Source organism: Microcystis aeruginosa NIES-2549, assembly GCF_000981785.2.
GTDB lineage: Bacteria > Cyanobacteriota > Cyanobacteriia > Cyanobacteriales > Microcystaceae > Microcystis > Microcystis aeruginosa_C.
Genome location: NZ_CP011304.1, coordinates 520,081 through 543,909, shown reverse-complemented (window position 1 = coordinate 543,909; position 23,829 = coordinate 520,081). Strand labels below are relative to the sequence as shown.

The window sequence follows — 23,829 nt, the reverse complement described above, 5'->3', positions numbered from 1 at the left end:
AGGTTTTTAGATTTATTCAGGAAACCCTAATTATTTGTATAAGAAGTCCCTAAGTAGTCGTGCAAAATTAATTTCCTAGTGAAGATAGGCAAGAGGCAAGAGGCAAGAGGTGGTTAGATATGTGTAATTAATTTTGCTTAGGTACTTAAGAACCTTATTCATACCAAATCTCAGAACTTCCCGCACATTTTTCGTCTCTAAATAACCATTGTTGAAACACTTGTTCTCTCCCATCATAAGGTGCAACAATCTGATAAACTTTTAGGTATTTTTTAGCAATTCTCTGGCTGCCCTTGCTGGTTAATTGATAACCTAACAAGTTTAAAAAATTACGAATAATCGTCAGAGGACGGGAAGTATTAGAGAGGTTAATCTTGGTGATAGTTTTAATCTCGTTACGGTTTTTAATGGCGATTTCCGCCATTTTTTGTAAATCGGCATCATGATTATTTAATTCTCTCTCAGGGTTAGCTAATAATACGGGAATTCCCAACAATTCTAACGTCCCGATAATCACTCCTAATTGACTGCTATTAAAATCGGGAATAAATAAACTTCCGTGACCTGATTCTATCAGTTTACGCGCAATTAAAGCATCTCGATCACACAAAAATTGTCGCCCGATTGTCAAAAAGTAATGTAGACGTAGTTCTTGATACCATCCTTGGTCATCTTTAATCACTAATTGCGGTGTGACGGGGATTCCATAGCGTTTATATAGGTCATATTTTCTAATAATTCTCCTTTCTTTTACTGACTTAACTAACTGTTTTTTTAGCAGACGACACTCTGATTCCGTTATCTCAGCTGCGTTGGCAATCGCATCGCATTCAGAACGATAATTATGTTCCATAATCTCCTCAATTGCTGCCGTTAACTGATTAGTTATGTCTAGTTCTTCTTCCTGATTTCGTTCTTTAATTCTATGACCTTCTGCTTGTAAAATCCCTAGAATTGACTGACGATAATTAAGCATATAAGCATTGACTCGCACGGCCATTTTAGCCCAGCAGAGGAGAGATTCCGCTTGAAAACTTGTATCTAAATCCTCTAGAGATTCTAAATCTGATTGGTGTAGTAAGCGAATATTAACCTCGGTTAATCGGTGTCCAGAGGTGAGAAGTTTGGGGATAGAAGTGGAACCATTACCCACCTGATTAAATCCGTACACTGCTGACCAAATATAACGAGGAATATTCTCTCTAATTCTCCCTAAAAATTGAGCGATAGAAGTGGGAGTTTGAATTCCCTGTGCTATACACCAAACCGAGGAAAAGTGCTGCTGAATATCAATACTAATTCCCGTTTCGATCGCGGGACTAGCTAGAACTATATCATAGTTAAGTAACAACTGATTTAAATTGCCAATCGCTTGATAGGCAGCGTGACTAGAATCTTGCAATGACTCTGAATCTATTCGCAGAACTTTCTTGTGGGGAAATTGTTTTTTGAGATAGGATTCTAGGGTAATTGTACCCCATTTACTGGTTAACTTTTGTGCTGATAGACAAACAAAAGGTTTTCCTCCCTCTTTAATATGTTTTACTAGATGCTTAATTAGCTGGTGAGGAGTATTATCAGAGTAGTTATAAACTCGCCAAGCTTCCTGATAACTAGGTTTCCACTCGTTACTAATCAAGAAAGTTTCTAATTTAATTGCAGCTAAAGAAGTTAAATAATCTAGGGAAATATCACTTAAATCAGCATCGGCAACTAGGACTTTTCCCCCACTGCTGACCACAGTTTGCAGCAGAGACTTTAAAGACTTTAAAATTGCTACACGATTAGTTTTACAAGTATCCCCATTTAAACCATGCCATAGAACTTGTTCGATCTCATCGATAATAATAATAGAGCCTTGCCAATCTTCCGCTTGAAATTTAGCTTGTGATTGGGGATGGAGAGAGTCAATACATAAACCATAACCGTAAATTTGTGCCGCAGGATTATCCCTAATTTTGCTGATATAGTTTAAACCAAAGCGTTGACATAACTCCTCTACCAGTTTAACCCGATGACCGATAACTAAAACTTTTTGTTGATTGGCAATAGCTTGTTTAACTATCTTGGCTAAAAACTCAGTTTTACCCGTACCTTTAGCCGATTGAATCGCCACTAACTGCGCTGATGTAGGGATAGAAATATCTGGCAAGTAACGGCTATTTAACTCTAGATGAGGTGGGAGAGTTAAACTATTTAAATTCGTTGCTTTCCAAATCTCCCAAGAAGTAGCTTTTTGATAGACTTGTTGAAAGTAATCTTCTCCTCGATTGATTAGTAAATCATCCACCCCTTTACCGTCAGCAGCATCCCAAGCAACTACCTTTACCTCACAGTTAGCCTGACTGAATAGATAACCCATTCTCCGTAAAGCTAAATTAACCGCTTGTTGGGTTTTCGGTTTAGTTTCTTGATCAAAAACTAGATAAATCTTTCGTCCAGAGTTAGCTAATTTTTCTAGCTGCGGAATTAAATGAGATTTGCCGATTCTCCTACCTAATTCGTCCTTGGGAGTACGATAACCATTGTGAATCCCGGGTAAGGCAATTGTTACATAACCTGCTGTTAGTAAAGCCCCCGCTTTTTTTGCCCCTTCCGTAAGACAAATAGGTATCTCTGGATGTTTAATTACCCACGACCAAAAACCGAGATCCTCTTGCTTATTATCCACTTCTTCAGGTAAAATATTAACATTGATAGACTGGGCTATCCTTTGCCAAATTTTCAGGGGAACCCGCAAAGCAAAGACTCCCGTAGGGGTTTGGGGAGGATGTTCGTACTTAATCGGTTTAGCCTTATCGAAGCTTAAACGGGGAAAATCGGGCTTAAAACAGCCCCAAGTGTCATAATTACCCGTTAATAAGTCAATTCCTGAACACCACCAACCGCCTTGACTGGTATGTTCATAACGCTTGAGAATACTATCCCTAACCCTGCCATCATTGCGTCGCGGTAATTCTTGGGAGTAGAGTAGGTATTCACTGGGAGATAACCCCGCTAAACCAGTGACATTGAGATCAATTAACTCCGCGTCCACCCCGCTACCACGCCATTCTTCTAAATATTTCATCCTTGTCCTCTACTGGCTAGACGCTATATATAGCGTTTTTGTCCTATTATTCTAGCGGTAAGACACTAAATAGCGAAAAGAGAAAATTTACTCTCTCAGAGGTTCTCAGAGGAAATTTGACTTTTAATCCACTCTTGTCTTAAATTATCGAAAAGTTAAGAACAAATAAAGTCTCACCACAACCTCCTCAGTAGTCAAGCACAATGGGATCGGAAATATTTTGTCAATCTGTTTTTGTTATCAAAAAACAAGCTTTTTGTCAAGCATACAAAGGAACTATCTTTCTTCCCAGGAAAATCGAGAATTTTTTGCGGAAAATGTCATCCAAAACACTGTTTTGGGGAACAAAACAATCCTCGCTCTACTACATATAGAGTTATAAAATTATTTAACACGCTAGATGTTGTGTTTTCCTAGAAAATCTGATAGAATACTCTAGTACAAATAGATTAATTTGTCAAGTTTTTTTAACGCCGCAATTTCCCAATTATGCAATCGAAGCCCTTGACTACTGCTGTTTCCATTCACAAAAATAACGAAGTAATACCCTTTCGTTCTACCCCTTTAGCTAATATGGGCAGCCATGGAATTAAAGTGATTCGGCGTGATGGTTCCACCACAAGCTTAAATATCGGCAAAATTCGCGACGTGGTAGAGTGGGCTTGTGAAGGTAAAAAAGTCAATTCAATCGCCTTAGAAGCGGGTTTAACCACACGCCTGCGGGATGGGATTACCACTAGGGAAATACAGGATAATTTAATCAATTGCGCCCTAGAAATGTGTAGTCCAGAGGAACCGGATTGGCGTTATGTGGCGGGAAGATTGCATATTTGGAGTCTTTGGAAAGATACCTTAGTAGCCCGGGGTTATCAGTACGGAAATTACGAGAAAACCGTCAAAACTCAAGTTAAAAATCGCCTATACGACGAAAGGATTCTCATCTATTCCGAGGCAGAATTAAAAGAAGCTGGTTCTTGGATTAATCCCGATTGGGATATCGATTATGATTACGCTGGCGCATTGTTAATCACTAGCCGTTATTTACTCAAAAATGAGTTACCCCAAGAGGCATTATTAACCTGTTCCTTACTGCTTGCCATTGTGGAAGAACCGGCTAATAGACTACCCTGGGCGAAGAAATTTTATCAAGCGATTGCCCAAAGAAAAATCTCTCTTGCCACCCCAATTTTAGCCAATTTACGCACTCCCAAAGGTTCCCTAACCAGTTGTTTTATCCTCTCCATTGACGACAGTTTAGAAAGTATTTTCAGCGAGATTACTAATGCTGCCCGCATCTCCAAAAATGGTGGCGGTGTCGGGGTGAATGTGAGTAGAATTCGCGCCACTGGTAGCTGGGTAATGGGCAAAGCTAATGCTTCTGGTGGGATTATTCCTTGGATTAAATTACTCAACGATACAGCTATTGCAGTCAATCAGGGGGGAAGACGCGCCGGGGCTGTTACCATCGGTGTTGACATCTGGCATTTAGACGTGCCAGAATTTCTGGAAATGCAGACAGAAAACGGTGATCAAAGACGCAAAGCTTATGATATTTTTCCCCAATTAGTTATCACCGATGAATTCATGCGTCGGGTGATAACTAAAGCCGAGTGGACATTAGTAGATCCCTACGAAGTTCGCACTAAATTAGGTATAGAATTAGCGGAACTATGGGGGGAAGAATTTGAAGAGGCTTATCGTTTAGTAGAGGCTAATTTAGATAGAGAGATTGTCCTCTATAAAAAAATCAATGCCCGGGACTTATTTAAAAGTATCATGCGTTCCCAAGTGGAAACAGGAATGCCCTACATTGCCTTCAAAGATACCATCAATCGAGCTAATCCTAATAAACACGATGGCTATATCCCCGGTGTAAATTTATGCGTTGCGGGAGAAACAAAAATTCTCACGGATCGAGGACAAATAGCAATCGCTGATTTGGTGGGAGAATATGTTAATGTCTGGAATGGATTGGAGTGGTCAGAAGTATTAGTTAAAAAGACTGGAGAAAACCAGCCTTTATTAAAGGTCAATTTCTCTAACGGAGAGAACTTGGAATGTACTTACTACCATAAGTTTTACGTTCAGAAAAACTACAAGGGAACCGTGGAAATTGTGGAGGCAAAAGACCTCAAACAAGGGGATAAATTAATTAAATACCAGCTGCCTCTCATCCAGTCAGAAAATGATCTTGACTTTCCCTACGCCTACACCGCAGGATTCTTTTCTGGAGATGGGAGTTACGGAAACAATGGAATACCAGAAGTTGACCTATACGGAGTTAAAAAAGAGTTACTTCCCTTATTGGCTATTCGTAACAAATATCGGGGAAATGGCTCTATTGAAAAAGGTACTTTTTGGAGAAAAGAAACCGATACCCTAGCGGTCTATCATGACAGTAAACAAGATCGGATCGTCTGTAAACTCCCGTTAGATATTCCCAGTAAATTTACAGTTCCTCTCAATGGTTACACAATTAAATCTCGTTTAGAATGGTTAGCTGGTTTACTTGATGCCGATGGAACAGTTGCCCGCAATGGTTCTAACGAGTCTCTCCAGATTGCTTCTGTTAACCGGCAATTTTTGCTCGATATTCGCCTAATGTTACAGACTTTAGGAGTTGATTCCAAAGTTACTGCTATGGATGACGGTGGCTATAAATTGATGCCAAATGGAAAGGGAAATTATCAAGAATATCTCTGTCAACCAAAATATCGTTTACTGATTAATTCTGTCGGACTATTTCAACTTGGTCAATTGGGACTTAAAACCCATCGCTTACAATGGACGTTAAAAGAACCCCAACGTTCGGCCACTCAGTTTATCCGCATTGAATCGGTAGAGTTAACCTGTCGTCGAGATGACACCTACTGTTTTACAGAACCCAAGCGTCATCTGGGAATGTTTAACGGCATTCTCACAGGACAATGCACCGAATCTTTTAGCAATGTCACCCCCGATAAAACTGCTCATTGCTGTAATTTAGTTAGCCTTAATTTAGCCAACATCGACAGGGAAGAAATCGAGTCTAATTGTCAAATCGCTGTCAGAATTCTCGACAATACTATCGATATTACTAATCCTCCCTTTGATAATGCTAAAAGCCACAACGATAAATATCGCACTATTGGGGTAGGGGCGATGGGATTGGCTGACTGGTTAGCTAAACGGAAATTATCCTACAATAACCTGTCAGAAATTAGTAATTTATTTGAAGAAATTGGCTATTGGTGTACCTATTCCTCGATGGAATTAGCCAAAGAACGCGGCGCTTATCAAGCTTTCTTGGGTAGCGAATGGAGTCAAGGCAAATTAATCGGGGCAAAACCAGTGGCATGGTTTTTAAATAACGCGGTGCAACCGCAAAGATGGCAACAATTAGCCGAAGATATTCAACGATTTGGCATCCGTAATTCCCATATTACCGCCATTGCTCCTAATACTTCCTCTAGTTTGGTACAGGGATGTACCGCTAGTGTTTTGCCGGTTTATAGTCGCTTTTTCTACGATAAATGGGCAAAGGGAACTGTTCCCATCGCACCGCCTTTTATTGAAGAAGCTTTCTGGTTTTATCCAGAGAATAAAAACCTCGAACAGCAACAAGTGGTCAAAGCGATCGCTACTATGCAAGAATGGATCGATACGGGGATTTCTATGGAGTTATTATTCAACCTCAATGAAGGGGTTTATTTTCCCGCAGAACCCAACCGTTGTCTCACAGCCAAGGATATCTTTGATACTCTAATCATGGCGTGGGAATTGGGGTGTAAAGCGATTTATTATGTCCGTACCGTACAAAAGGACAATTTTCGAGAGTCTGACGATAGTTGTTCTAGTTGCGCTAATTAAGGTTAAGATAAGTCTTATTCATCACCTAATCACAGCTATGGATAAGACTTTATACGAACAGGATTACTATCTCTGGTTAGATAAAACCATATCTTTACTAGAAAATCGTCAATTTTCTGAGTTGGATTTAGAAAATTTAATTGAAGAAATAAAAGATATGTCCAGAAGAGAACGTCAGAAGTTAGAGAGTTTACTAACTAAACTCTTGGAGCATTTACTTAAATTAACTTATTGGCAATCTAAGCGCGATTACAATAAAAACAAGTGGCGACGTGAGATTTTAAATTTTCGCATTCAAATAAAAAGAATTATTAGCAACAAAAAGGATGGAACTTATAATACAAACTTAGTATCTTATCTCACCGAGATTCTCGATCAATGTTACGAGGATGCTTGCCATCTATTTGTCGAAGGTTCTGGCATCGATAAAAGACTTTTAAGTGCTACACCTATTGGATCAATCAACCAAATTTTAGATGAAAATTGGTTTCCTGAGTTTCTCGGAGAGGATTAAGCAATGAAGAGTGATTTATACGAACAGGATTACTATCTCTGGATAGAGAAAACTATATCTTTACTAGAAAATCGTCAATTTTCTGAGTTGGATTTAGAAAATTTAATTGATGAAATTAGTAGTATGGGGAAAAGTGAGAAACGAAGTTTAGAAAGTTATTTAACTCGGTTATTAGAACATTTGCTGAAACTAGCTTACTGGCAGTCGGAATTAGAATATAATCAAAGAGGATGGAAAAATGAAATCCGTAACTTTCGCCTACGAATTCAACAAATTATTGAAGACAGTCCCAGTTTAAAGCCCTATTTATTGGAAATTTTCTCCCCCTGTTATCAAAATGCTCGTAAATTATTTCTGGATCTATCTGGAATGGCTGAAAATTTGGTCGGTTTAGCTCCAATTTGCACTATAGAACAGGCTTTAAATGAGGATTGGTTTCCTGAAATATCAAAATAATGGGGATAATTATGGAAAAGAACTTATACGAAAAAGATTACTATCTCTGGTTAGAGAAAACAATTAATTTACTGGAAAATCGCCAGTTTTCCGATTTAGATTTAGAGAATTTAATTGAAGAAATCAAATCTATGTCTATCAGTCAACAGAAAGCATTAAAAAGCAATCTGACCGTGATTTTATGGCATTTACTAAAATACTTACAAGAGCCAGAAAAACAAAGCAGAAGCTGGGAATTAACCCTTTTTGAGCATCGCGAAAGAATCGAAGAAGATTTAGAAACTAGCCCTAGTCTTAAGATTTTTTTAACAGAAGAAATTTTTAAAAAATGCTATAACAAAGCCAGAAAAAAAGCCGCTATTGAAACAGGGATAAACCTCGATAAATTCCCGAACGATTGCCCATTTACTTTGGCAGAAGCCCTAGATTTTGAATTTATTCCTAATCAAACCATTTGACTTTTTACCGAAAACCTATTATAACCTAAAAGTGCCATAATATCCAAGTAATCATGTCCTTACATTTAGTTAATTCTTGCCATTCGATGCCCATTTCCCCGATCTTCAATCCGTCGGGAGATGATGCGATCGAAAACCGTTCAATCTGGTTTGGTAACACCACCAACCTGATGCAATTAAACGATGTCCGCTACACCTGGGCGGTTGGTTTATATCAACAAATGCGGGAAAATTTCTGGATCCCCCAACGCTTAGATATCACTCAAGACGTGACTGAATACGGGCATCTTACCGATGAAGAAAGATATGCTTATGATGGTATTTTGTCCTATCTAACTTTTCTTGATTCCGTACAAACCTGTAATATTCCCCACCTAAAAGGTAGCGTCACTGCGCCAGAAATTAGTCTTTGTATGGCGGAACAAATTTCCCAAGAAGCCATGCACAATCAAAGTTATCAATACTTAATTGAAACGATTATTCCATCGGATCGCAGAGGTGAAGTTTACGACTTTTGGCGTACCGATAAAGTTCTCAAGGATCGCTGTGAATTTATCGCTAGTCTCTACCAGCAATACATCGACAAACAAACTACTGAAAGCTATTTTATCGCTCTTCTTGCCGACTATTTACTGGAGAGTTTGTATTTTTATAACGGCTTTATCTTCTTCTATAATCTCGCTTCTCGACAGCTAATGTCCGGTAGTGCTGACGTTTTCAAAATGATCAACCGGGACGAATTAAGTCACGTCCGTTTGTATCAAAAACTTATCCCCGAAGCCATGGCAATTTTTCCCCATTCTGTTGAACAGATTTATGAGATGTTCGATAGTGCCGTTAAACACGAATGTCGCTGGACAAATCACATTGTTGGCAACGACATTTTAGGTATTACCGAATACAGTACCGAACAGTACACCAAATACCTCGCTAATATTCGACTAAAAGCGATCGGACTTGAGCCTTTATACAGGGAAGAAAAGTATAAAAAAAGTCCCTATACCCATCTGGAACGCTTCTCCGATACCAAAAAAGAAGGCCACACCAAAGCTAACTTTTTTGAAGCAACCGTTACCAGTTATGTTATGTCTTCTGGCTTAACTGGATGGGATGAAATTTAAAATTTAAGGGATAATAATGACCCAATTTCTTACCATAAAGTGGCAACTTTGTCAAATATTTTGACAACTTTTGACCCTCTCTTGCAGAAATACCGACAATCAGCAAATGCGCTTCTGGGTTTGGGGGGTTCTACCCCCCAAAAGCCTAGATTGACTGATAAAATCGGAAGTAATGACCAATTTTAGAAGATATACTCAATCATCCCCCAGACACCACTCCCAGAAGCTCTTGAGCCAGTCCTAATTATGACGATTGCCATCATAATGAATTCTCGCCCCGGCCCATTGCAATTTTTCCTGTAGAGTCTGATAAAAAGAATAACTTTCCCGCAGGATAATAAATTGGGCGAATTTTTCAGCTTTAGTAACTCCCACCCATTGCCCGGGCCAAATGGAAGTGGCTAAAGCGCCATCCATCCAGAGTTTAGTATTTAATTCGTAGTCTCCCAGGGGCCAAATACTGACCAGAGATGCCGGGGGAATGACAATCGGCCGACTGGAGAGACTCAAGGGACAAATCGGGGTGACAGCGATCGCTTCCATGCCGGGGTGTATAATCGGGCCATTAGCGGAAGCGGTGTAACAGGTGGACCCCGTGGGAGTGGCCACTAATAGGCCGTCTCCTTGGTACTGATCTACTATTTCCCCGTCCACTTCGATTTCCAGGATCGAGGTGGGCATCCTATCGATACTAGCGGGTTTCACACACATCTCATTCAGGGCATAAAATGCCTCGCTCACTGCCTCTGGGTTTCTTTTATCCCCTTCATAGATTCTGGCCGTTAACATCATCCGTTGTTGTACCGCATAGTGGTCCGATTGTAAACGCTCCCAGACCGTCTCTGTATCTTGGAAAACCTCAAAAGGTTCCGTTAAAAATCCCAGATGGCCGCCGACATTCACCGCTAAAATTGGAATGTCTTCGTGAGCTAAATAGCGAGTGGCGGCCAAAGTGGTTCCATCTCCGCCTAAAACGATGGCTAGGTCGATTTTTCCCGATGCTGAGGCTAAAAATACCGGATAGGGATTATCTTTAAAGCCACTGGGTCCCATTAAAACTTTACACTGACGGGCTTCTAATTGTTTAGCGCATTTTTCCGCCCATGCTTTACTTTGGGGATGGTTGGCCTTGTGAGCGATGATGACTTGTTTTAACTGCACGGAGTTGAGACCTGGTTCGGAGGTTCTATATTTTTAACAATAGCAAGACTGGGCAGATCGGATGAAAAGTAACAGGTAAAAAAGGGGTTGGAGGAAGAACCTCGTACTCACTGTAGCCAATTTGACAGAATTAATCGATAGATAAGGGTAAATGGAAGTAACTAGGATAAGCTCACAGGTTTTAGCAATCTTATCCCGTTTTTTCCCTGTAACTGCTGTATCTATGCGACTTTTACCGAATTATTTCCCTCAACACCCCTACCACTTAATTTCCAGGCAAGGTTATAATTGTATTAAGATGTGTAACAGTTCTCTGGCAAACTCTTGACAAAGGATAACAAATCTGCTCTACCAAAAAACAGGAAAGGTTTTATTTCTATGACATTAATTCAAACCGCCCAATTATCGCTGGAAACCTCGGCTTTAGCCTTTTTTAAGCAGACAGAAGGACGCTGGCAATCCCAGAGACGTTATTACACCCTCACCCAAGAAACGGAACCCCAAGAAGTTATCAGCGCCATCGAGATTAAATATTTACCCCAAGGCAGCGAACCATTAATTCAACTTGCCCGTTTACATAATCTGGAAGATACAACCTTATTAGGTGGCACGGAAGTGACTTGGCAAAGTAATTATCTCCGTCCCCAGAGTAAAAAACCCTCCAACGGTTCCACTATATTCGGTATTTTAGATAATATTCTCTATCGCGATCGGGGATTTGCGACGGATAAACCCGTTAGCGCTATTTATACCTTTCCTAACCCCTCTACTCTCTGTCTGAGAACAGAATACGCCGGTTCTGTCTTTGAAGAAGAAATTAAACTCATCGGTCAACAATATCGCACCCGACAAACGATTATCTCTCGCGCTGGTCAAGAATTGATGATCGGTCAATATCTAGAAAAACGGGTCAATTAGTCAAAAAATCGGCGGTTATTCCCATAATTTTGACTTCTATCCTAGGAATAGGGCTGAAATCAAATCAGCCCTCCCAATAACTCCCCTTTAAACCGGGGTTAAATTGTCTTGATTCTGACTAGCGAGAAACTTCTCTAATTCCGTAATCGCATCGGCATCGACTTTAGTTTGCATCGGACAGAATTTCGGTCCACACATCGAACAAAACTCCGCAGTCTTATAAATATCTGCGGGTAAAGTCTCATCGTGGTATTCCTTAGCGCGATCGGGATCCAAGGATAACTGAAATTGACGATTCCAATCAAAATTATAACGAGCGATGGAGAGTTCGTCATCACGATCCCGCGCTCCCGGACGATGACGGGCGATATCTGCCGCATGAGCCGCTATTTTGTAGGCAATTAAGCCATTTCGCACATCTTCAGCGTTGGGTAAACCGAGATGTTCTTTCGGAGTGACATAACATAACATCGCCGTCCCGTACCAACCGGCCAGAGCCGCCCCGATCGCCGAAGTGATATGATCGTACCCTGGGGCAATATCAGTGACAAGGGGACCAAGAACATAGAAAGGTGCTTCGCTACACTCCTCCATCTGTTTTTTCACATTAAACTCAATTTGGTCCATGGGAACATGGCCCGGTCCTTCGACCATCACCTGTACATCGTGTTCCCAAGCGCGGCGCGTCAGTTGGCCGAGGGTTTTCAATTCCGCTAATTGGGCTGCATCGGAAGCATCGTGGGTACAACCGGGACGTAGGGAATCACCGAGACTAAAAGAAACGTCATAACGCTTGAAAATCTCGATAATTTCGTCGAAATGGGTGTAGAGAGGATTTTGCTTGTGGTGGTGTAACATCCACTTAGCAATAATACCACCGCCCCGGGAGACAATCCCGGTCAGACGAGTTTTAACTAAAGGCAGGTGTTCGATGAGGATTCCCGCGTGAATCGTCATGTAGTCTACCCCTTGCTGGGCGTGTTTTTCGATAATGTGGAGGAAATCTTCGGCGGTGAGTTTTTCAATATTGCCATGAACGCTTTCCACCGCTTGATAGATGGGTACAGTACCGATGGGGACAGGAGAAGCATTGATAATCGCGGTGCGAATTTCGTCCAAATTACCGCCCCCGGTGGAGAGATCCATCACCGTATCGGCGCCGTATTTCACTGCTAGGTGTAATTTTTCCAGTTCTTCGTTAATATTCGAGGAGTTAGGGGAAGCCCCGATATTAGCATTAACTTTACACTTAGAAGCAATACCGATCGCCATGGGTTCGAGGTTGAGGTGATTGATATTAGCGGGAATAATCAGTCTTCCTCGGGCGATTTCGCTGCGAATCAATTCGGGAGAGAGATTTTCCCGTTTTGCCACATACGTCATCTCTTCGGTAATTATCCCCTGACGGGCGTAGTGCATTTGCGATACATTTGCCTGTCCGCGCCGGGGGGCAACCCATTCTTGTCTCATAATTTTATTTCCTCTGTAAACAGCTTCCCTACGCTGGAATTACCCAGTCTCAGGTTCTAAGGGTCTTTCTCAGCCTGATTATCCCAGACACCCCTAGCTATGACGGCAATTGTATCACTGTTGAGGACTGAGGGGATAAAGCTTAAGATTGTTGTTTGATTGGGCAGTTACTCAGTATTCAGTATTCAGGAGTCACTATTCAGTATTCAGGATTCAGCTTTTATTTATTATCCCATCTCCCCCGCTCCCCACTCCCTTGCTGATTCCGAAAAAAAGGGCAGACAAAAGCCCACCCTAGGATTAATGATTAGTCAATCAAACCTTAGACATCGTAGTAGAGAGAGAACTCGTAGGGGTGAGGACGTAAGCGCATCGGGTTAACTTCGTTATCGAGTTTGTAGGTGATCCAGTTTTGGATAAAGTCTTCGGTAAAAACACCAGAATCGGTCAAGAAAGCGTGATCTTTTTCGAGACTTTCTAGAGCTGCTTCTAGAGAACCGGGGGTAGAGGGTATTTTTGACAATTCTTCGGGACTTAGTTCGTAGATATCCACATCAAGGGGTTCCCCGGGGTCGATTTGATTTTTAATCCCATCGATACCGGCACAGAGCATGGCGGCAAAAGCGAGGTAGGGGTTAGAAGTCGCATCAGGACAACGGAATTCTAAACGTTTGGCTTTCGGGTTGCTTCCCGATAAAGGAATCCGAATCGAAGCGGAGCGATTACCTTGGGAGTAGGCTAGGTTTACAGGGGCCTCAAAACCGGGGACGAGACGCTTGTAAGAGTTGGTGGTGGGGTTAGTTAAAGCTAAGAGCGCGGGAGCGTGTCTAAGCAAACCACCGATGTAGTACAGTGCCATTTGGCTAAGTCCGGCGTATTTATCCCCAGCGAACAGGGGTTGACCATCTTTCCAGATAGACTGGTGAACGTGCATCCCAGAACCGTTATCACCAAAGATGGGTTTAGGCATAAAGGTGACGGTTTTACCGTATTTCTTAGCCACGTTCTTGATGCAGTATTTATAGGTCATCAAGTAGTCGGCGGCCCGTACTAGGGTAGAGAATTTAATCCCTAACTCGTTTTGACCACCGGTAGCGACTTCATGGTGATGTTTTTCAATGGGAACTCCGCAGTCGGCCATGGTTAAGAGCATTTCCGTGCGAATGTCTTGAGAGGTATCGGTGGGACTAACGGGAAAATAACCCTGTTTGTAGGCGGGTTTATAGGCAAGATTTCCGTCTTTTTCGTCTTTACCGCTATTCCAACGACCTTCGACACTATCCATGTAGTAATAGCCGGAGTTGGCGGTTTGATCGAAACGAGCGCTATCAAAGAGGAAAAATTCTGCTTCCGGTCCAAAAAATACGGTATCACCTAAACCGGTAGTGCTAAGATAATCGATCGCTTTCTGAGCAATAGAGCGAGGATCGCGGCTATACCATTCACCGGTTCTCGGTTCTTTGATGCTACAGATCATGCTTAGGGTGGGTTCCTTGTAGAAGGGATCGATCCAAGCAGTGGTGGGATCGGGAACCATGGCCATATCAGACTCGTTAATTGCTTTCCAACCGCGAATACTGGAACCATCGAAGGCAACACCATCGCTGAAAGAGCTTTCATCGATTTGATCGTAGTAGAACGAGCAATGTTGCCAGATACCAGGCATATCAATAAATTTCAGGTCAATAATCTTAATATTGTTGTCCTGAATCATTTTCAAGACTTCTTGTGGCGTTTCGGGCATGGAAAACTCCTTTGATGTATGGATCAGTTCTTAAGCTTCTCAAAAAATCCATCCTAAACAGTCACTTTGACCGTTTTTGTATTTTTCGATACAAAATCTTTGATCCTAGCTTGAAAAAATCTGTAATTTCCTTGTTCAGGTCGGTAATCGCCCGAAATGGCGATTTGCCCATCAGCTTCTACTGCCCCTGGCCATACCTCAAGGAGGTTCGTTTGTGCAAACATTTGCCGTCTGGAGATTTTCTGTTCACTTAAAAGCTTAGAGATTTTACCGAAAATCTGGGTTTAAAGCCCCGTCATGAAAGCTTAGGGTCGGACGGCTTTAACTATATATAGCGTTTCCTAAGCTAGTGAGGTACACCTATTTTCTTCCCTTTTGCCTTTTGCCTCTTGCCTTTTGCCTAAAACCCATAACTTTTGTACCTCAGCAGACTGAAAAACGCTATATATGGGTCTATTTTTGAAATTTTAGCGTCAATGTTTGTCCTAGAGTTTAAGGTTAAGGCTAAAACAAAACAATATCAAGCCCCAGACGACGCTAACCGCACCGCTTGATTGAGCAACGTCCAACAGAAAAAAATAAATCAAGCTTTTTTGGCAATAAGTAAGAGGTTGAGCTTGACTTATAGTGACAAATAAGTTAGGGTCATGGCCTACGAGAATCCCAGAATATCAGCGCGTCGATGGTTCGAGTCCCTATAAAAACAAGTTCGAGAGTTTGAATGCTCAGGGCGCTGCCAGAGCAGCAATGCCGACCCCTAGTTTAGAATGGGTTTGTAGGGGGAACGAAAATACTCAAGAATCTGATGGAAATTGGTAGTGCTAAACAAGTAATGATAAATCCAAAGAGGAATTATAGTGATGGATAAAATACTAGATCCCCCCCGATCCGTAGGGAATTTTGGACAATTAGGCATAGCGGAGAGACACTTGATTTTTAGCGACTATTCTATCATCATTACTTCTTGAGGACTACCGTAAAAAGCAAAAAGCGGCCAGGTTTGCCTTTTGCTCCCTCTTATCTATTCCTCTCGATAATTTTCACTCAAATCATGAAAAAACGCTTACAATGGCTAGGTTTAATCCTGATCACCCTGATAGGTGTCCTAGCTTTTCGTTCCCCGGCAATTGCCCAAACCCCGCGACATTTTACCGATTTAACTTTTCCTCCCCTTCCTGAAGTTACAGTTCCCCAATACGAGCGCTATCAACTAGATAATGGTATGGTGGTTTATTTAGTGGAGGATCGGAGCTTGCCTTTAGTGAGTGGTACGGCGATGATTCGGACGGGAGGAAGATTAGAACCGGGGGAAAAAGTCGGATTAGCCGATATTACTGGAACCGTGCTGCGTAGTGGTGGCACAGACAAACATTCTTCTAATGTCTTAAATCAATTATTAGAACAAAGAGCAGCCCTCGTAGAAACCTCGATCGATCTTAATGCTGGAACTGCTAGTTTTAACGCTCTTAGTGAAGATTTAGAAGCAGTTTTTAATCTCTTTGCCGAGGTTTTGCGTTCCCCAGCTTTTGAAAGTCAGAGGGTAGAATTAGCCAAAGTTCAGGAAAAAGGGGCGATTGCCCGACGTAATGATGATCCCAGTGATATTGCTAGTCGGGAGTTTAAAAAGCTAGTCTATGGTGATAATAGCCCCTACGCTCGTACTGTAGAATATAGCACTTTAGCTAATATTGACCGTCAGGATTTAATTGATTTTTATCGTACCTATGTCCGTCCCGACCAAATAATTTTAGGAATTGTCGGTGATTTTGATTCTCAGTCGATGAAAGCATTAATCAATAAGACTTTTAGCGATTGGAAAAATCCCGCCACTACCCCTAAAATTGTCACCCCTTCGGCAACCCAAAAAAATCTTCAAGGTGTCTTTGTTGTCAATCAACCCCAATTAACCCAGAGTAGCGTTTTATTAGGTCATCTTGGGGGTCGTTTGGATAGTCCAGACTATCCCGCTTTAACGGTATTAAATGAGATTTTAAGCGGTTTTGGTGGTCGTTTATTTAATGAAGTGCGTTCCCGTCAAGGATTAGCTTATTCTGTCTATGGTATCTGGAATAGTCGTTATGATTATCCCGGTTTATTTATTGCCGGAGGTCAAACTCGCACGGATGCTACCGTACCTTTTATTAAGGCAATTTTAGGCGAAATCGAGCGCCTTCGCAATCAACCCGTTACCGCAAAAGAATTAGAAGATGCTAAAAATGCTATTCTCAATTCTTTTGTTTTTAAGTTTGAGAAACCCGCTCAAAATTTATCGCGATTGATGACCTATGAATACTATGGTTATCCCCAAGATTTTATCTTCCGTTATCAACAAGCGGTAAAAGGGGTGACAATTGCCGATATTCAACGAGTGGCCCAACAATATCTACAACCGAATCAAATTGTGACTCTTGTGGTGGGAAATGAACAGGAAATTCAACCTCCTTTATCCAGTTTGGGAACTACGGTTAAAACTGTTGATGTCACCATTACACAACTATAAATAAATCTAGGTTGGATGGAGCTAAACTAGGTGAAATCCAACCTAGAAAAATGAGATAAATATAGCACGAGATATGACTTTACAACTCACCATAAATTATCCTGAAAATTTACCCGACTTTCTTCAAAAAACCCGCGACGACCGACTCCCCAAAACGAAAACTTCCTATCTCACCATTGAGATAACTGCTGTAACTATTTTGAGATAACTAAGGCTATCATTGAGGAAAGTTACTGTTGAGACTCCTGATTAGTTTATTAATTTTTGTGTTAAGTACCTAGACAATTAACCCATTTAGAGATAGAGTGATCGTGGCTGAGTTTGCTATTATATAGTTTTGTAAATAAATATCAAACTCAAGGATTTTTGAAGATGGTATCTCGCTAAACTGAAAGTATAAAGTACAGAGGTAAAAATACTGATGATGCTATTACAAGATGTTGCGAGAACCTCTAGAGAACAAGCATTAATTCTGTGGTTTGAAGAAGTAGACAGCAAAGATGTGGGATTAGTCGGTGGGAAAAACTCCTCATTAGGCGAAATGATCCAACAATTAACCCCGAAAGGGATTAATGTCCCCACAGGATTCGCCACCACCGCTTACGCTTACCGTCACTTTGTCGAAAAAGCCGGACTAGACGCACAATTAAGACAAATTTTCCAAGATTTAGACGAAAACGATGTGCAGAACCTGCAAGAAAAAGGTAAACAAGCACGCACATTAATCTTAAATACACCGTTCCCCGATGATTTAAGTCATGCGATCGCTATTGCCTATCGCCGACTCTGTGAACGTTATGGCGATGATCTCTATCATTTCATCGATGTGGCCGTTCGATCGAGCGCCACTGCCGAAGACTTACCAGAAGCGAGTTTTGCCGGACAACAGGAAACCTATCTCAACGTGCAAGGGGTGAGGGGAGTTTTAGAAGCTTGCCATAAATGTTTTGCCTCTTTATTCACCGATCGCGCTATTTCCTACCGTCATCATAACGGTTTCGATCACTTTGCCGTCGCCCTTTCCGTCGGTGTCCAAAAAATGGTGCGTTCAGATCTAGCCACCTCCGGGGTGATGTTCTCCATCGATACGGAAACAGGGTTCAAAAATGCCGCTTTAATCACGGCAGCCTACGGTTTAGGGGAAAATGTCGTGCAAGGCGCTGTTAACCCCGACGAATATCTGGTTTTTAAACCCACTCTTAAAAACGGTTACAAACCCATCCTCGACAAACGCCTCGGCAGTAAAGCCATCAAGATGATCTACGATGACGGAGGATCGCGTCTAACCAAGAATATCCGAGTTAACAAGCTAGAACAGGATCAATTCTGCATTAGTGACCAAGAAATCCTTACTTTAGCCCGTTGGACAGCCCAAATCGAGGAACATTACTCGCAAGTGCGCGGAACTTACACCCCCATGGACATCGAATGGGCAAAAGATGGGATCACGGGAGAACTCTTTATCGTTCAGGCCCGTCCAGAAACCGTACAATCGCAAAAAGCCGCTAATATCCTTAAATCCTACGAGATTAAGCAAAGAAGTCAAGTTTTAGCGGTGGGACGGAGTGTAGGTGCGGCAATCGGTCAAGGAAAAGCCAGAGTCATCCTCAGTGTAGATAAAATCAACAACTTTAAACCGGGAGAAGTTCTCGTCACCAATCGCACGGATCCCGACTGGGAACCGATTATGAAACAAGCAAGCGCGATCGTTACTAATCAGGGTGGTCGTACTTGCCATGCCGCTATTATCGCACGAGAAATGGGCATTCCGGCGATCGTGGGTTGCAATAATGCCACGGAAACGATTAAAACCGGTCAGGAAGTCACCGTTTGCTGTGCGGAGGGGGATGAAGGGAAAGTTTACCTCGGATTGCTACCCTTTGAAATTCTCGAAACTCCTCTGGACAATTTGCCCCAAACTCGGACAAAAATCCTCATGAATATCGGTAATCCCGAAAAAGCCTTCGCTTTTGCCGATATTCCTGCCCAAGGGGTCGGTTTAGCCCGTCTAGAATTCATTATCGCTAACCATATTCAGGCCCACCCCAGCGCCTTGCTGAAATTCCACGAATTGGAAGAAGGAGACGTAAAAGACCAAATCGCCGAATTAACCAAACACTACGAGGATAAACCCCAATTTTTCGTCGATAAATTGGCCCGGGGAATTGCCATGATTGCAGCCGCATTTTACCCCAAAGATGTAATTGTGCGGATGTCTGATTTTAAATCCAATGAATACGCTAATTTATTGGGGGGCAAACCCTTTGAACCCAAGGAAGAAAACCCGATGATCGGTTGGCGCGGCGCTTCCCGTTATACTGATCCTAATTATCGCGAGGCTTTCGCTTTGGAATGTCGGGCGCTGAAAATGGTCCGGGAAGAAATGGGATTAACTAATGTGATTCCGATGATTCCTTTCTGTCGTACCCCCGAAGAAGGGATGAGAGTCCTCGAAGAAATGGCGAAAAATGGTCTCGAACGCGGGGTTAATGGTTTGCAAGTTTATGTGATGTGTGAGTTACCAAGTAATGTAATTCTTGCCGACCAATTTGCTCAGGTGTTTGACGGATTTTCGATCGGTTCTAATGATTTGACCCAATTAACCTTAGGATTAGATCGGGATTCTGCCCTAGTTGCCCATCTTTTTGATGAACGGAATGAGGGAGTTAAACGCATGGTGAAAATGGCCATTGAAACCGCTAAAGCCCATAATCGCAAAATCGGTATCTGTGGTCAAGCTCCCAGTGATTACCCCGAATTTGCTCAATTTTTAGTGGAATTAGGCATCGATTCCATCAGTCTTAATCCTGATTCTGTCCTCAAGACTTTATTGATGGTGGCAGCAGTGGAGCAAGGACAATAGTTTAGTGACAAAGGTGGGCAAGTCCCACCTTTTTTTGTCTTGATATAAGTAATACTAAATCCGTCGAGTATAGGCTACATATCAGGACAGGCACTCAGGCAAAAGGGAGAATAAATAATCAGTTTTTACTAACCAGATTTAGTATTAGATATTAACAGATAATTAATTAAAATTCCCAACAGTGATTAGCATCCTTTAACGCGGCTTTTCCCGTCGATAATTGAATGAAATTTCTCAAAGAAATAGAGCAAAATAAGATAGTAATTTCTTCTAAAATCAAGGAAAGTTTTTGATTATCACCAGAGGATAAATATCAATCCACCAGTTGATAACATTCATAGATTTTCAAGAATAATTATTAGTTTTCTAAGAGAAGGCGGTACTTTTCTCCGAGATTTTCCGTTGCTTTGGTTAATTTTCCCTTTTTGTCTAGGATGGGTAGTTTCATGATTTCCGATGAAGCTTTAATTAAAAGTAGTACCTCCCGAAACTTGGCCACATCTTCCTCTAGATGGGGATTAAAATTAGCTCGTGACTCCAGTTCAGTTAAACTCTGAATAGCTCTACTATTCAGACTATTAACGAGGTATTGTAACTCCTTAATTCTGCGCTGAACTTGTCCTAAAAAACTCTTACTTTTATCTAACTGAGCTATTTTATTATCCACTTCCTTGGCGTATTCGATAGCTTTAGTTAGGGCCTTTTTCCCTTCTCCTCCTAAGACAAAACCACCAATCATTAAAGCAGGTCCGACGGTAATACCTCCTAAAACCACTGTTCCCAGGGCCATACCACCACCACCGGCAGCTAAAGAACCACCTCCTAACCATGCTAAGGTAGCATTCCAAGCCGCTACCCCACTAAGTCCACTAATTGCTGTTCCTGTACTAGCAGTACCGAAAAGACCAATTAATCCTAGGGTTCCCTGACTGGCTGCCGAAGCGACTCCCACTACTTTTAAACCCCCCACAGCCAAACTTTGCGCGTCTAACACTTCTGCTTTATATTCCTTGAATTGTTCGGCAGAAAATCCCTCAAACCCTTCTAAGAAGCGTTGATGGGATTGGGAAGAATTTTGACCAAGTCTTTGACCGATTCTTTGATCAATTCTGCTAATAAACTTAATAAATCTGCCGATAGTGTTGATTTTGACATTAATTTGCAGTTGACCGTATTCTTCCGCGAATTTTTGGGTAGCTTGAAACTTTTTTTCTAGGGATTTGTTGGCTTTTTTATATCTTTGTTCGGCACTTTTGCCAATTTTTTCGGCCTTTTGTAGCTTGGAGACACCATTAGCACCCGCACTAACACCCACACCAGCAGTAACTAAGGCCGCCGCGCCAAGAATAATCGGGATAATAAAGATCATGACCGAAAAGCTCCTAGTTTATTCAGTTTTGCAAAATTCTACCAACATAGTTAAAAAAAAATCAAGGATTGTATCGGTAGAATTACGGCCCTCTTATTCTTTGTGTGATAAGTTTAACTTATATAGAAGCGATCAATCTTTGTGTCCTTTGTGTCTTTGTGGTTCGTTCCACGCACTCGCCAGCAAGACTGTATTTTAGAATAGATTTTACCCACCGAACCCAAGAGAGCCGAATCACTGAATAGCTGATAGCTGGTAGCTGCGGATTTATAACTTGCGTTCGTAACTTAACAAGGTATTTTTTAATAACATTGCCACCGTCATCGGACCGACACCCCCGGGGACAGGAGTAAGATAACTAGCTACTTCTAAAACCCCAGCATAGTCCACATCTCCCACCAAACGGTCAGCGACACGATTAATCCCCACATCTACCACCACCGCACCAGGTTTTACCATATCTTTAGTGATTAAATTGGCTTTACCGACCGCAGGTACTAAAATATCGGCACTTCTGGTTATTTCTGCCAGATTTTCTGTGCGCGAGTGAGCAATAGTTACCGTAGCGTTTTCCTCCAATAACATTAAAGCTAAAGGTTTCCCCACTAGAATACTGCGACCCAGTACCACCGCGTGCTTACCGGCTATGGGAATATTATATTCTTTCAGCAGTGCCATGACCCCCGCAGGAGTACAACTGCGGATACAGTCCTCACCCCGCACTAAACCGCCTAAATTGAGAGGATGTAAGCCATCAGCATCTTTTTTCGGGTCAATTTGGTAGAGAAGGGAAACCGCATCTAAATGCTTGGGTAAGGGTAATTGAATTAAAATCCCGTCCACCCGCTCATCTTGATTGAGACGGACAATTTCCGCCAAAATTTCTGGTTCACTTGTATTGGTTGGAAAATGACGACCAAAAGAGGCCATGCCGATTTTAGTACAAGCTTTCTCCTTATTGCGTACATAAACGGCACTAGCAGGATTATCCCCCACCATCAACACCGCTAACCCCGGAGGTCTTCCCATTGAAGATTTTAGCGTCTGGATGCGCTCTCCTAGACCAAGTTGGATTTTTTGAGCTAAGGCTTTCCCGTCGAGAATTTGGCAAGTAGTTACGGACATTCTATGATAATACCGAGAACAAAAATCTTTCGGATCCATTCTATGGTCAAAAAGATTGGCTAATAGCACTCGTTAAGGTTAAAGCAAGAATGTCTATCCAGACTCGTGTAGGGCGCATCGGCAGTTTATTATTATTGCTAGGGTTATTCGGTTGTAGTACCCTTGCTGACCTCGGTATTGCCGTTCCCTACATCGGTGATCCTCCCCTAACAGCGATCGAGCAATTACAGGAAAAACCAAAAGGCGCTTTAGTTTATCTTAGGGGAACTGTGAGCAATTATGCCCCTTTTTTAGCGGGAGGGGCCTATCTTTTGCAGGATAAGTCTGGTAAGATTTGGATTCGCACCAATAGCAATAAATTACCCCGTCAAGGCGAAGAAATCGTCATTAAGGGCAAAATTGACTTTGAAGTTATTCCCCAGGGTTCCCAAACCGTTAACGAATTGTATGTAGTGGAATTAGAACAGATGGATGCAGTAGCAGTTCATTCGGTTCCCACTCCTTCCCCGTCCCCAGAAATTAAACCTTCCCCCACCTCAGAAGTTAAACCCCCAGAAAACAATTCTCCCCCAGTCTCCACTAAACCCCTCGAAAATCCCCGACAGGTGACAATTCCCAGCGCAGCTGAAACAAAACCCCCAGAAACTCCCGTCGTTACCCCTGTTAAACCCAATCCCCCCGCGCAACCCGTCGCAGAAGCGATTCCCCCCAAACCCCCCGCAGTGGTTAAACCCATCCCAGATCCCCTTGATGCTTTCTTTTTACCCCATAAACAAAGCGAGAAAAACAGTAATCAGTAATTAGTAATCAGTAGCGGGGCAAACAGATGGAGAGTAAAGTTTATGACAAAGCTTATAAATTTGCCCTTAGGATTGTTAAAGGCTATAAATATTTGTGTGAGACTAAACAAGAATATATTTTGTCAAAACAGCTATTAAGGAGTGGCACTTCAATCGGGGCTAACATTGCCGAGGCTAATGGAGCTATTTCTCAATCTGATTTTCGAGCTAAAATGTCAATAGCTTATAAGGAATGTCTAGAAACAAAGTATTGGCTGTCTCTATTGAAAGACACGAATTACATAGAGGAAAGAGCCTTTCAAAGTATCAATGATGACGCAGAGGAAATTGGTAAAATGCTTTGGGCTATTCTAAAAACCTGCCAAGAAAATACCAAAAACCGATAACTGATAACTGATAACTGATAACTGA

At 41.9% G+C, this 23,829-nt stretch carries 17 protein-coding genes and 1 riboswitch; of the genes, 10 read left to right on the top strand and 7 right to left on the bottom strand.

The genetic code is table 11. The annotated features are described in order from the left end of the window. Positions 1 to 154: 154 nt before the first annotated feature. Positions 155 to 3,070, bottom strand: a complete 2,916-nt coding sequence (locus myaer_RS02620) for a plasmid replication protein, CyRepA1 family (protein WP_046660843.1) — start codon at positions 3,068 to 3,070, stop codon at positions 155 to 157. A 489-nt stretch (positions 3,071 to 3,559) separates the two neighbouring features. Here myaer_RS02620 and myaer_RS02615 point away from each other — a divergent pair, with 489 nt between their 5' ends. From myaer_RS02615 to myaer_RS02595, 5 genes are read left to right on the top strand one after another with little or no spacing between them, the layout of a single operon-like run. Next, a complete protein-coding gene (locus tag myaer_RS02615) occupies positions 3,560 to 6,919 on the top strand; it encodes a ribonucleotide reductase N-terminal alpha domain-containing protein (RefSeq protein ID WP_046660842.1) in 3,360 nt (1,119 codons plus the stop codon). A 37-nt stretch (positions 6,920 to 6,956) separates the two neighbouring features. Then, on the top strand, positions 6,957 to 7,433 hold the full coding sequence (locus myaer_RS02610; RefSeq protein WP_046660841.1) for a DUF29 domain-containing protein: 477 nt from the start codon (positions 6,957 to 6,959) through the stop codon (positions 7,431 to 7,433). A 3-nt stretch (positions 7,434 to 7,436) separates the two neighbouring features. Further along, on the top strand, positions 7,437 to 7,889 hold the full coding sequence (locus tag myaer_RS02605; RefSeq protein WP_046660840.1) for a DUF29 domain-containing protein: 453 nt from the start codon (positions 7,437 to 7,439) through the stop codon (positions 7,887 to 7,889). Positions 7,890 to 7,900: 11 nt separating this feature from the next. Beyond that, complete coding sequence (locus myaer_RS02600) at positions 7,901 to 8,347, top strand: DUF29 domain-containing protein (RefSeq protein WP_046660839.1); 447 nt, start codon at positions 7,901 to 7,903, stop codon at positions 8,345 to 8,347. Positions 8,348 to 8,400: 53 nt separating this feature from the next. Then, on the top strand, positions 8,401 to 9,468 hold the full coding sequence (locus myaer_RS02595) for a ribonucleotide-diphosphate reductase subunit beta (protein WP_046660838.1): 1,068 nt from the start codon (positions 8,401 to 8,403) through the stop codon (positions 9,466 to 9,468). A 240-nt stretch (positions 9,469 to 9,708) separates the two neighbouring features. On the opposite strand, the gene myaer_RS02590 is transcribed toward myaer_RS02595, so the two are convergent. Further along, on the bottom strand, positions 9,709 to 10,629 hold the full coding sequence (locus tag myaer_RS02590; RefSeq protein WP_046660837.1) for an NAD(+) kinase: 921 nt from the start codon (positions 10,627 to 10,629) through the stop codon (positions 9,709 to 9,711). Positions 10,630 to 11,007: 378 nt separating this feature from the next. Between myaer_RS02590 and myaer_RS02585 the strand changes: the two genes are divergently transcribed. Further along, the gene (locus myaer_RS02585) at positions 11,008 to 11,547 is read left to right on the top strand and encodes a phycobiliprotein lyase (RefSeq protein WP_046660836.1); all 540 of its coding nucleotides are present in this window, start codon (positions 11,008 to 11,010) and stop codon (positions 11,545 to 11,547) included. 87 nt (positions 11,548 to 11,634) lie between these two features. Here the strand turns inward: myaer_RS02585 and thiC are convergent, their stop codons facing one another. The 3 genes from thiC to myaer_RS21495 form a co-directional block, all read right to left on the bottom strand. Further along, positions 11,635 to 13,017, bottom strand: a complete 1,383-nt coding sequence (thiC, locus tag myaer_RS02580) for a phosphomethylpyrimidine synthase (protein ID WP_046660835.1) — start codon at positions 13,015 to 13,017, stop codon at positions 11,635 to 11,637. 8 nt (positions 13,018 to 13,025) lie between these two features. After that, a riboswitch (TPP riboswitch) is annotated at positions 13,026 to 13,122 on the bottom strand. Between the two features lie 217 nt (positions 13,123 to 13,339). Beyond that, positions 13,340 to 14,761 (bottom strand): type I glutamate--ammonia ligase, encoded by a 1,422-nt coding sequence (gene glnA / locus myaer_RS02575; RefSeq protein WP_046660834.1) that lies wholly within the window; start codon positions 14,759 to 14,761, stop codon positions 13,340 to 13,342. A gap of 53 nt (positions 14,762 to 14,814) precedes the next feature. Beyond that, positions 14,815 to 14,985: a hypothetical protein gene (locus tag myaer_RS21495; RefSeq protein ID WP_174236410.1), complete on the bottom strand. Its 171-nt coding sequence runs from the start codon at positions 14,983 to 14,985 to the stop codon at positions 14,815 to 14,817. A gap of 827 nt (positions 14,986 to 15,812) precedes the next feature. Between myaer_RS21495 and myaer_RS02570 the strand changes: the two genes are divergently transcribed. Next, on the top strand, positions 15,813 to 17,261 hold the full coding sequence (locus myaer_RS02570) for a M16 family metallopeptidase (protein ID WP_046660833.1): 1,449 nt from the start codon (positions 15,813 to 15,815) through the stop codon (positions 17,259 to 17,261). Between the two features lie 421 nt (positions 17,262 to 17,682). Continuing rightward, positions 17,683 to 20,124 (top strand): phosphoenolpyruvate synthase, encoded by a 2,442-nt coding sequence (gene ppsA / locus myaer_RS02565; protein ID WP_046660832.1) that lies wholly within the window; start codon positions 17,683 to 17,685, stop codon positions 20,122 to 20,124. Positions 20,125 to 20,482: 358 nt separating this feature from the next. Here the strand turns inward: ppsA and myaer_RS02560 are convergent, their stop codons facing one another. Beyond that, positions 20,483 to 21,493 carry a hypothetical protein gene (locus myaer_RS02560; protein WP_046660831.1) on the bottom strand — a complete coding sequence of 337 codons (1,011 nt, stop codon included), beginning with the start codon at positions 21,491 to 21,493 and terminating at the stop codon, positions 20,483 to 20,485. A 267-nt stretch (positions 21,494 to 21,760) separates the two neighbouring features. Next, positions 21,761 to 22,618 carry a bifunctional methylenetetrahydrofolate dehydrogenase/methenyltetrahydrofolate cyclohydrolase FolD gene (gene folD, locus myaer_RS02550; RefSeq protein WP_004160794.1) on the bottom strand — a complete coding sequence of 286 codons (858 nt, stop codon included), beginning with the start codon at positions 22,616 to 22,618 and terminating at the stop codon, positions 21,761 to 21,763. 89 nt (positions 22,619 to 22,707) lie between these two features. Here folD and myaer_RS02545 point away from each other — a divergent pair, with 89 nt between their 5' ends. Beyond that, positions 22,708 to 23,418 carry a nucleic acid-binding protein gene (locus tag myaer_RS02545; RefSeq protein ID WP_046660830.1) on the top strand — a complete coding sequence of 237 codons (711 nt, stop codon included), beginning with the start codon at positions 22,708 to 22,710 and terminating at the stop codon, positions 23,416 to 23,418. 26 nt (positions 23,419 to 23,444) lie between these two features. Continuing rightward, positions 23,445 to 23,804: a four helix bundle protein gene (locus myaer_RS02540; protein WP_046660829.1), complete on the top strand. Its 360-nt coding sequence runs from the start codon at positions 23,445 to 23,447 to the stop codon at positions 23,802 to 23,804. Positions 23,805 to 23,829: the final 25 nt, after the last annotated feature.

Bases quoted from the DNA above. Each gene is read 5' to 3' on its own strand.
- myaer_RS02540 (WP_046660829.1), top strand. From the start codon at position 23,445: ATGGAGAGTAAAGTTTATGACAAAGCTTATAAATTTGCCCTTAGGATT.
- myaer_RS02585 (WP_046660836.1), top strand. From the start codon at position 11,008: ATGACATTAATTCAAACCGCCCAATTATCGCTGGAAACCTCGGCTTTA.
- glnA (WP_046660834.1), bottom strand. From the start codon at position 14,761: ATGCCCGAAACGCCACAAGAAGTCTTGAAAATGATTCAGGACAACAAT.
- folD (WP_004160794.1), bottom strand. From the start codon at position 22,618: ATGTCCGTAACTACTTGCCAAATTCTCGACGGGAAAGCCTTAGCTCAA.
- myaer_RS02620 (WP_046660843.1), bottom strand. From the start codon at position 3,070: ATGAAATATTTAGAAGAATGGCGTGGTAGCGGGGTGGACGCGGAGTTA.
- myaer_RS02605 (WP_046660840.1), top strand. From the start codon at position 7,437: ATGAAGAGTGATTTATACGAACAGGATTACTATCTCTGGATAGAGAAA.
- myaer_RS02595 (WP_046660838.1), top strand. From the start codon at position 8,401: ATGTCCTTACATTTAGTTAATTCTTGCCATTCGATGCCCATTTCCCCG.
- myaer_RS02600 (WP_046660839.1), top strand. From the start codon at position 7,901: ATGGAAAAGAACTTATACGAAAAAGATTACTATCTCTGGTTAGAGAAA.
- myaer_RS02545 (WP_046660830.1), top strand. From the start codon at position 22,708: ATGTCTATCCAGACTCGTGTAGGGCGCATCGGCAGTTTATTATTATTG.
- myaer_RS02615 (WP_046660842.1), top strand. From the start codon at position 3,560: ATGCAATCGAAGCCCTTGACTACTGCTGTTTCCATTCACAAAAATAAC.
- myaer_RS02570 (WP_046660833.1), top strand. From the start codon at position 15,813: ATGAAAAAACGCTTACAATGGCTAGGTTTAATCCTGATCACCCTGATA.
- ppsA (WP_046660832.1), top strand. From the start codon at position 17,683: ATGATGCTATTACAAGATGTTGCGAGAACCTCTAGAGAACAAGCATTA.
- thiC (WP_046660835.1), bottom strand. From the start codon at position 13,017: ATGAGACAAGAATGGGTTGCCCCCCGGCGCGGACAGGCAAATGTATCG.
- myaer_RS21495 (WP_174236410.1), bottom strand. From the start codon at position 14,985: ATGTTTGCACAAACGAACCTCCTTGAGGTATGGCCAGGGGCAGTAGAA.
- myaer_RS02610 (WP_046660841.1), top strand. From the start codon at position 6,957: ATGGATAAGACTTTATACGAACAGGATTACTATCTCTGGTTAGATAAA.
- myaer_RS02560 (WP_046660831.1), bottom strand. From the start codon at position 21,493: ATGATCTTTATTATCCCGATTATTCTTGGCGCGGCGGCCTTAGTTACT.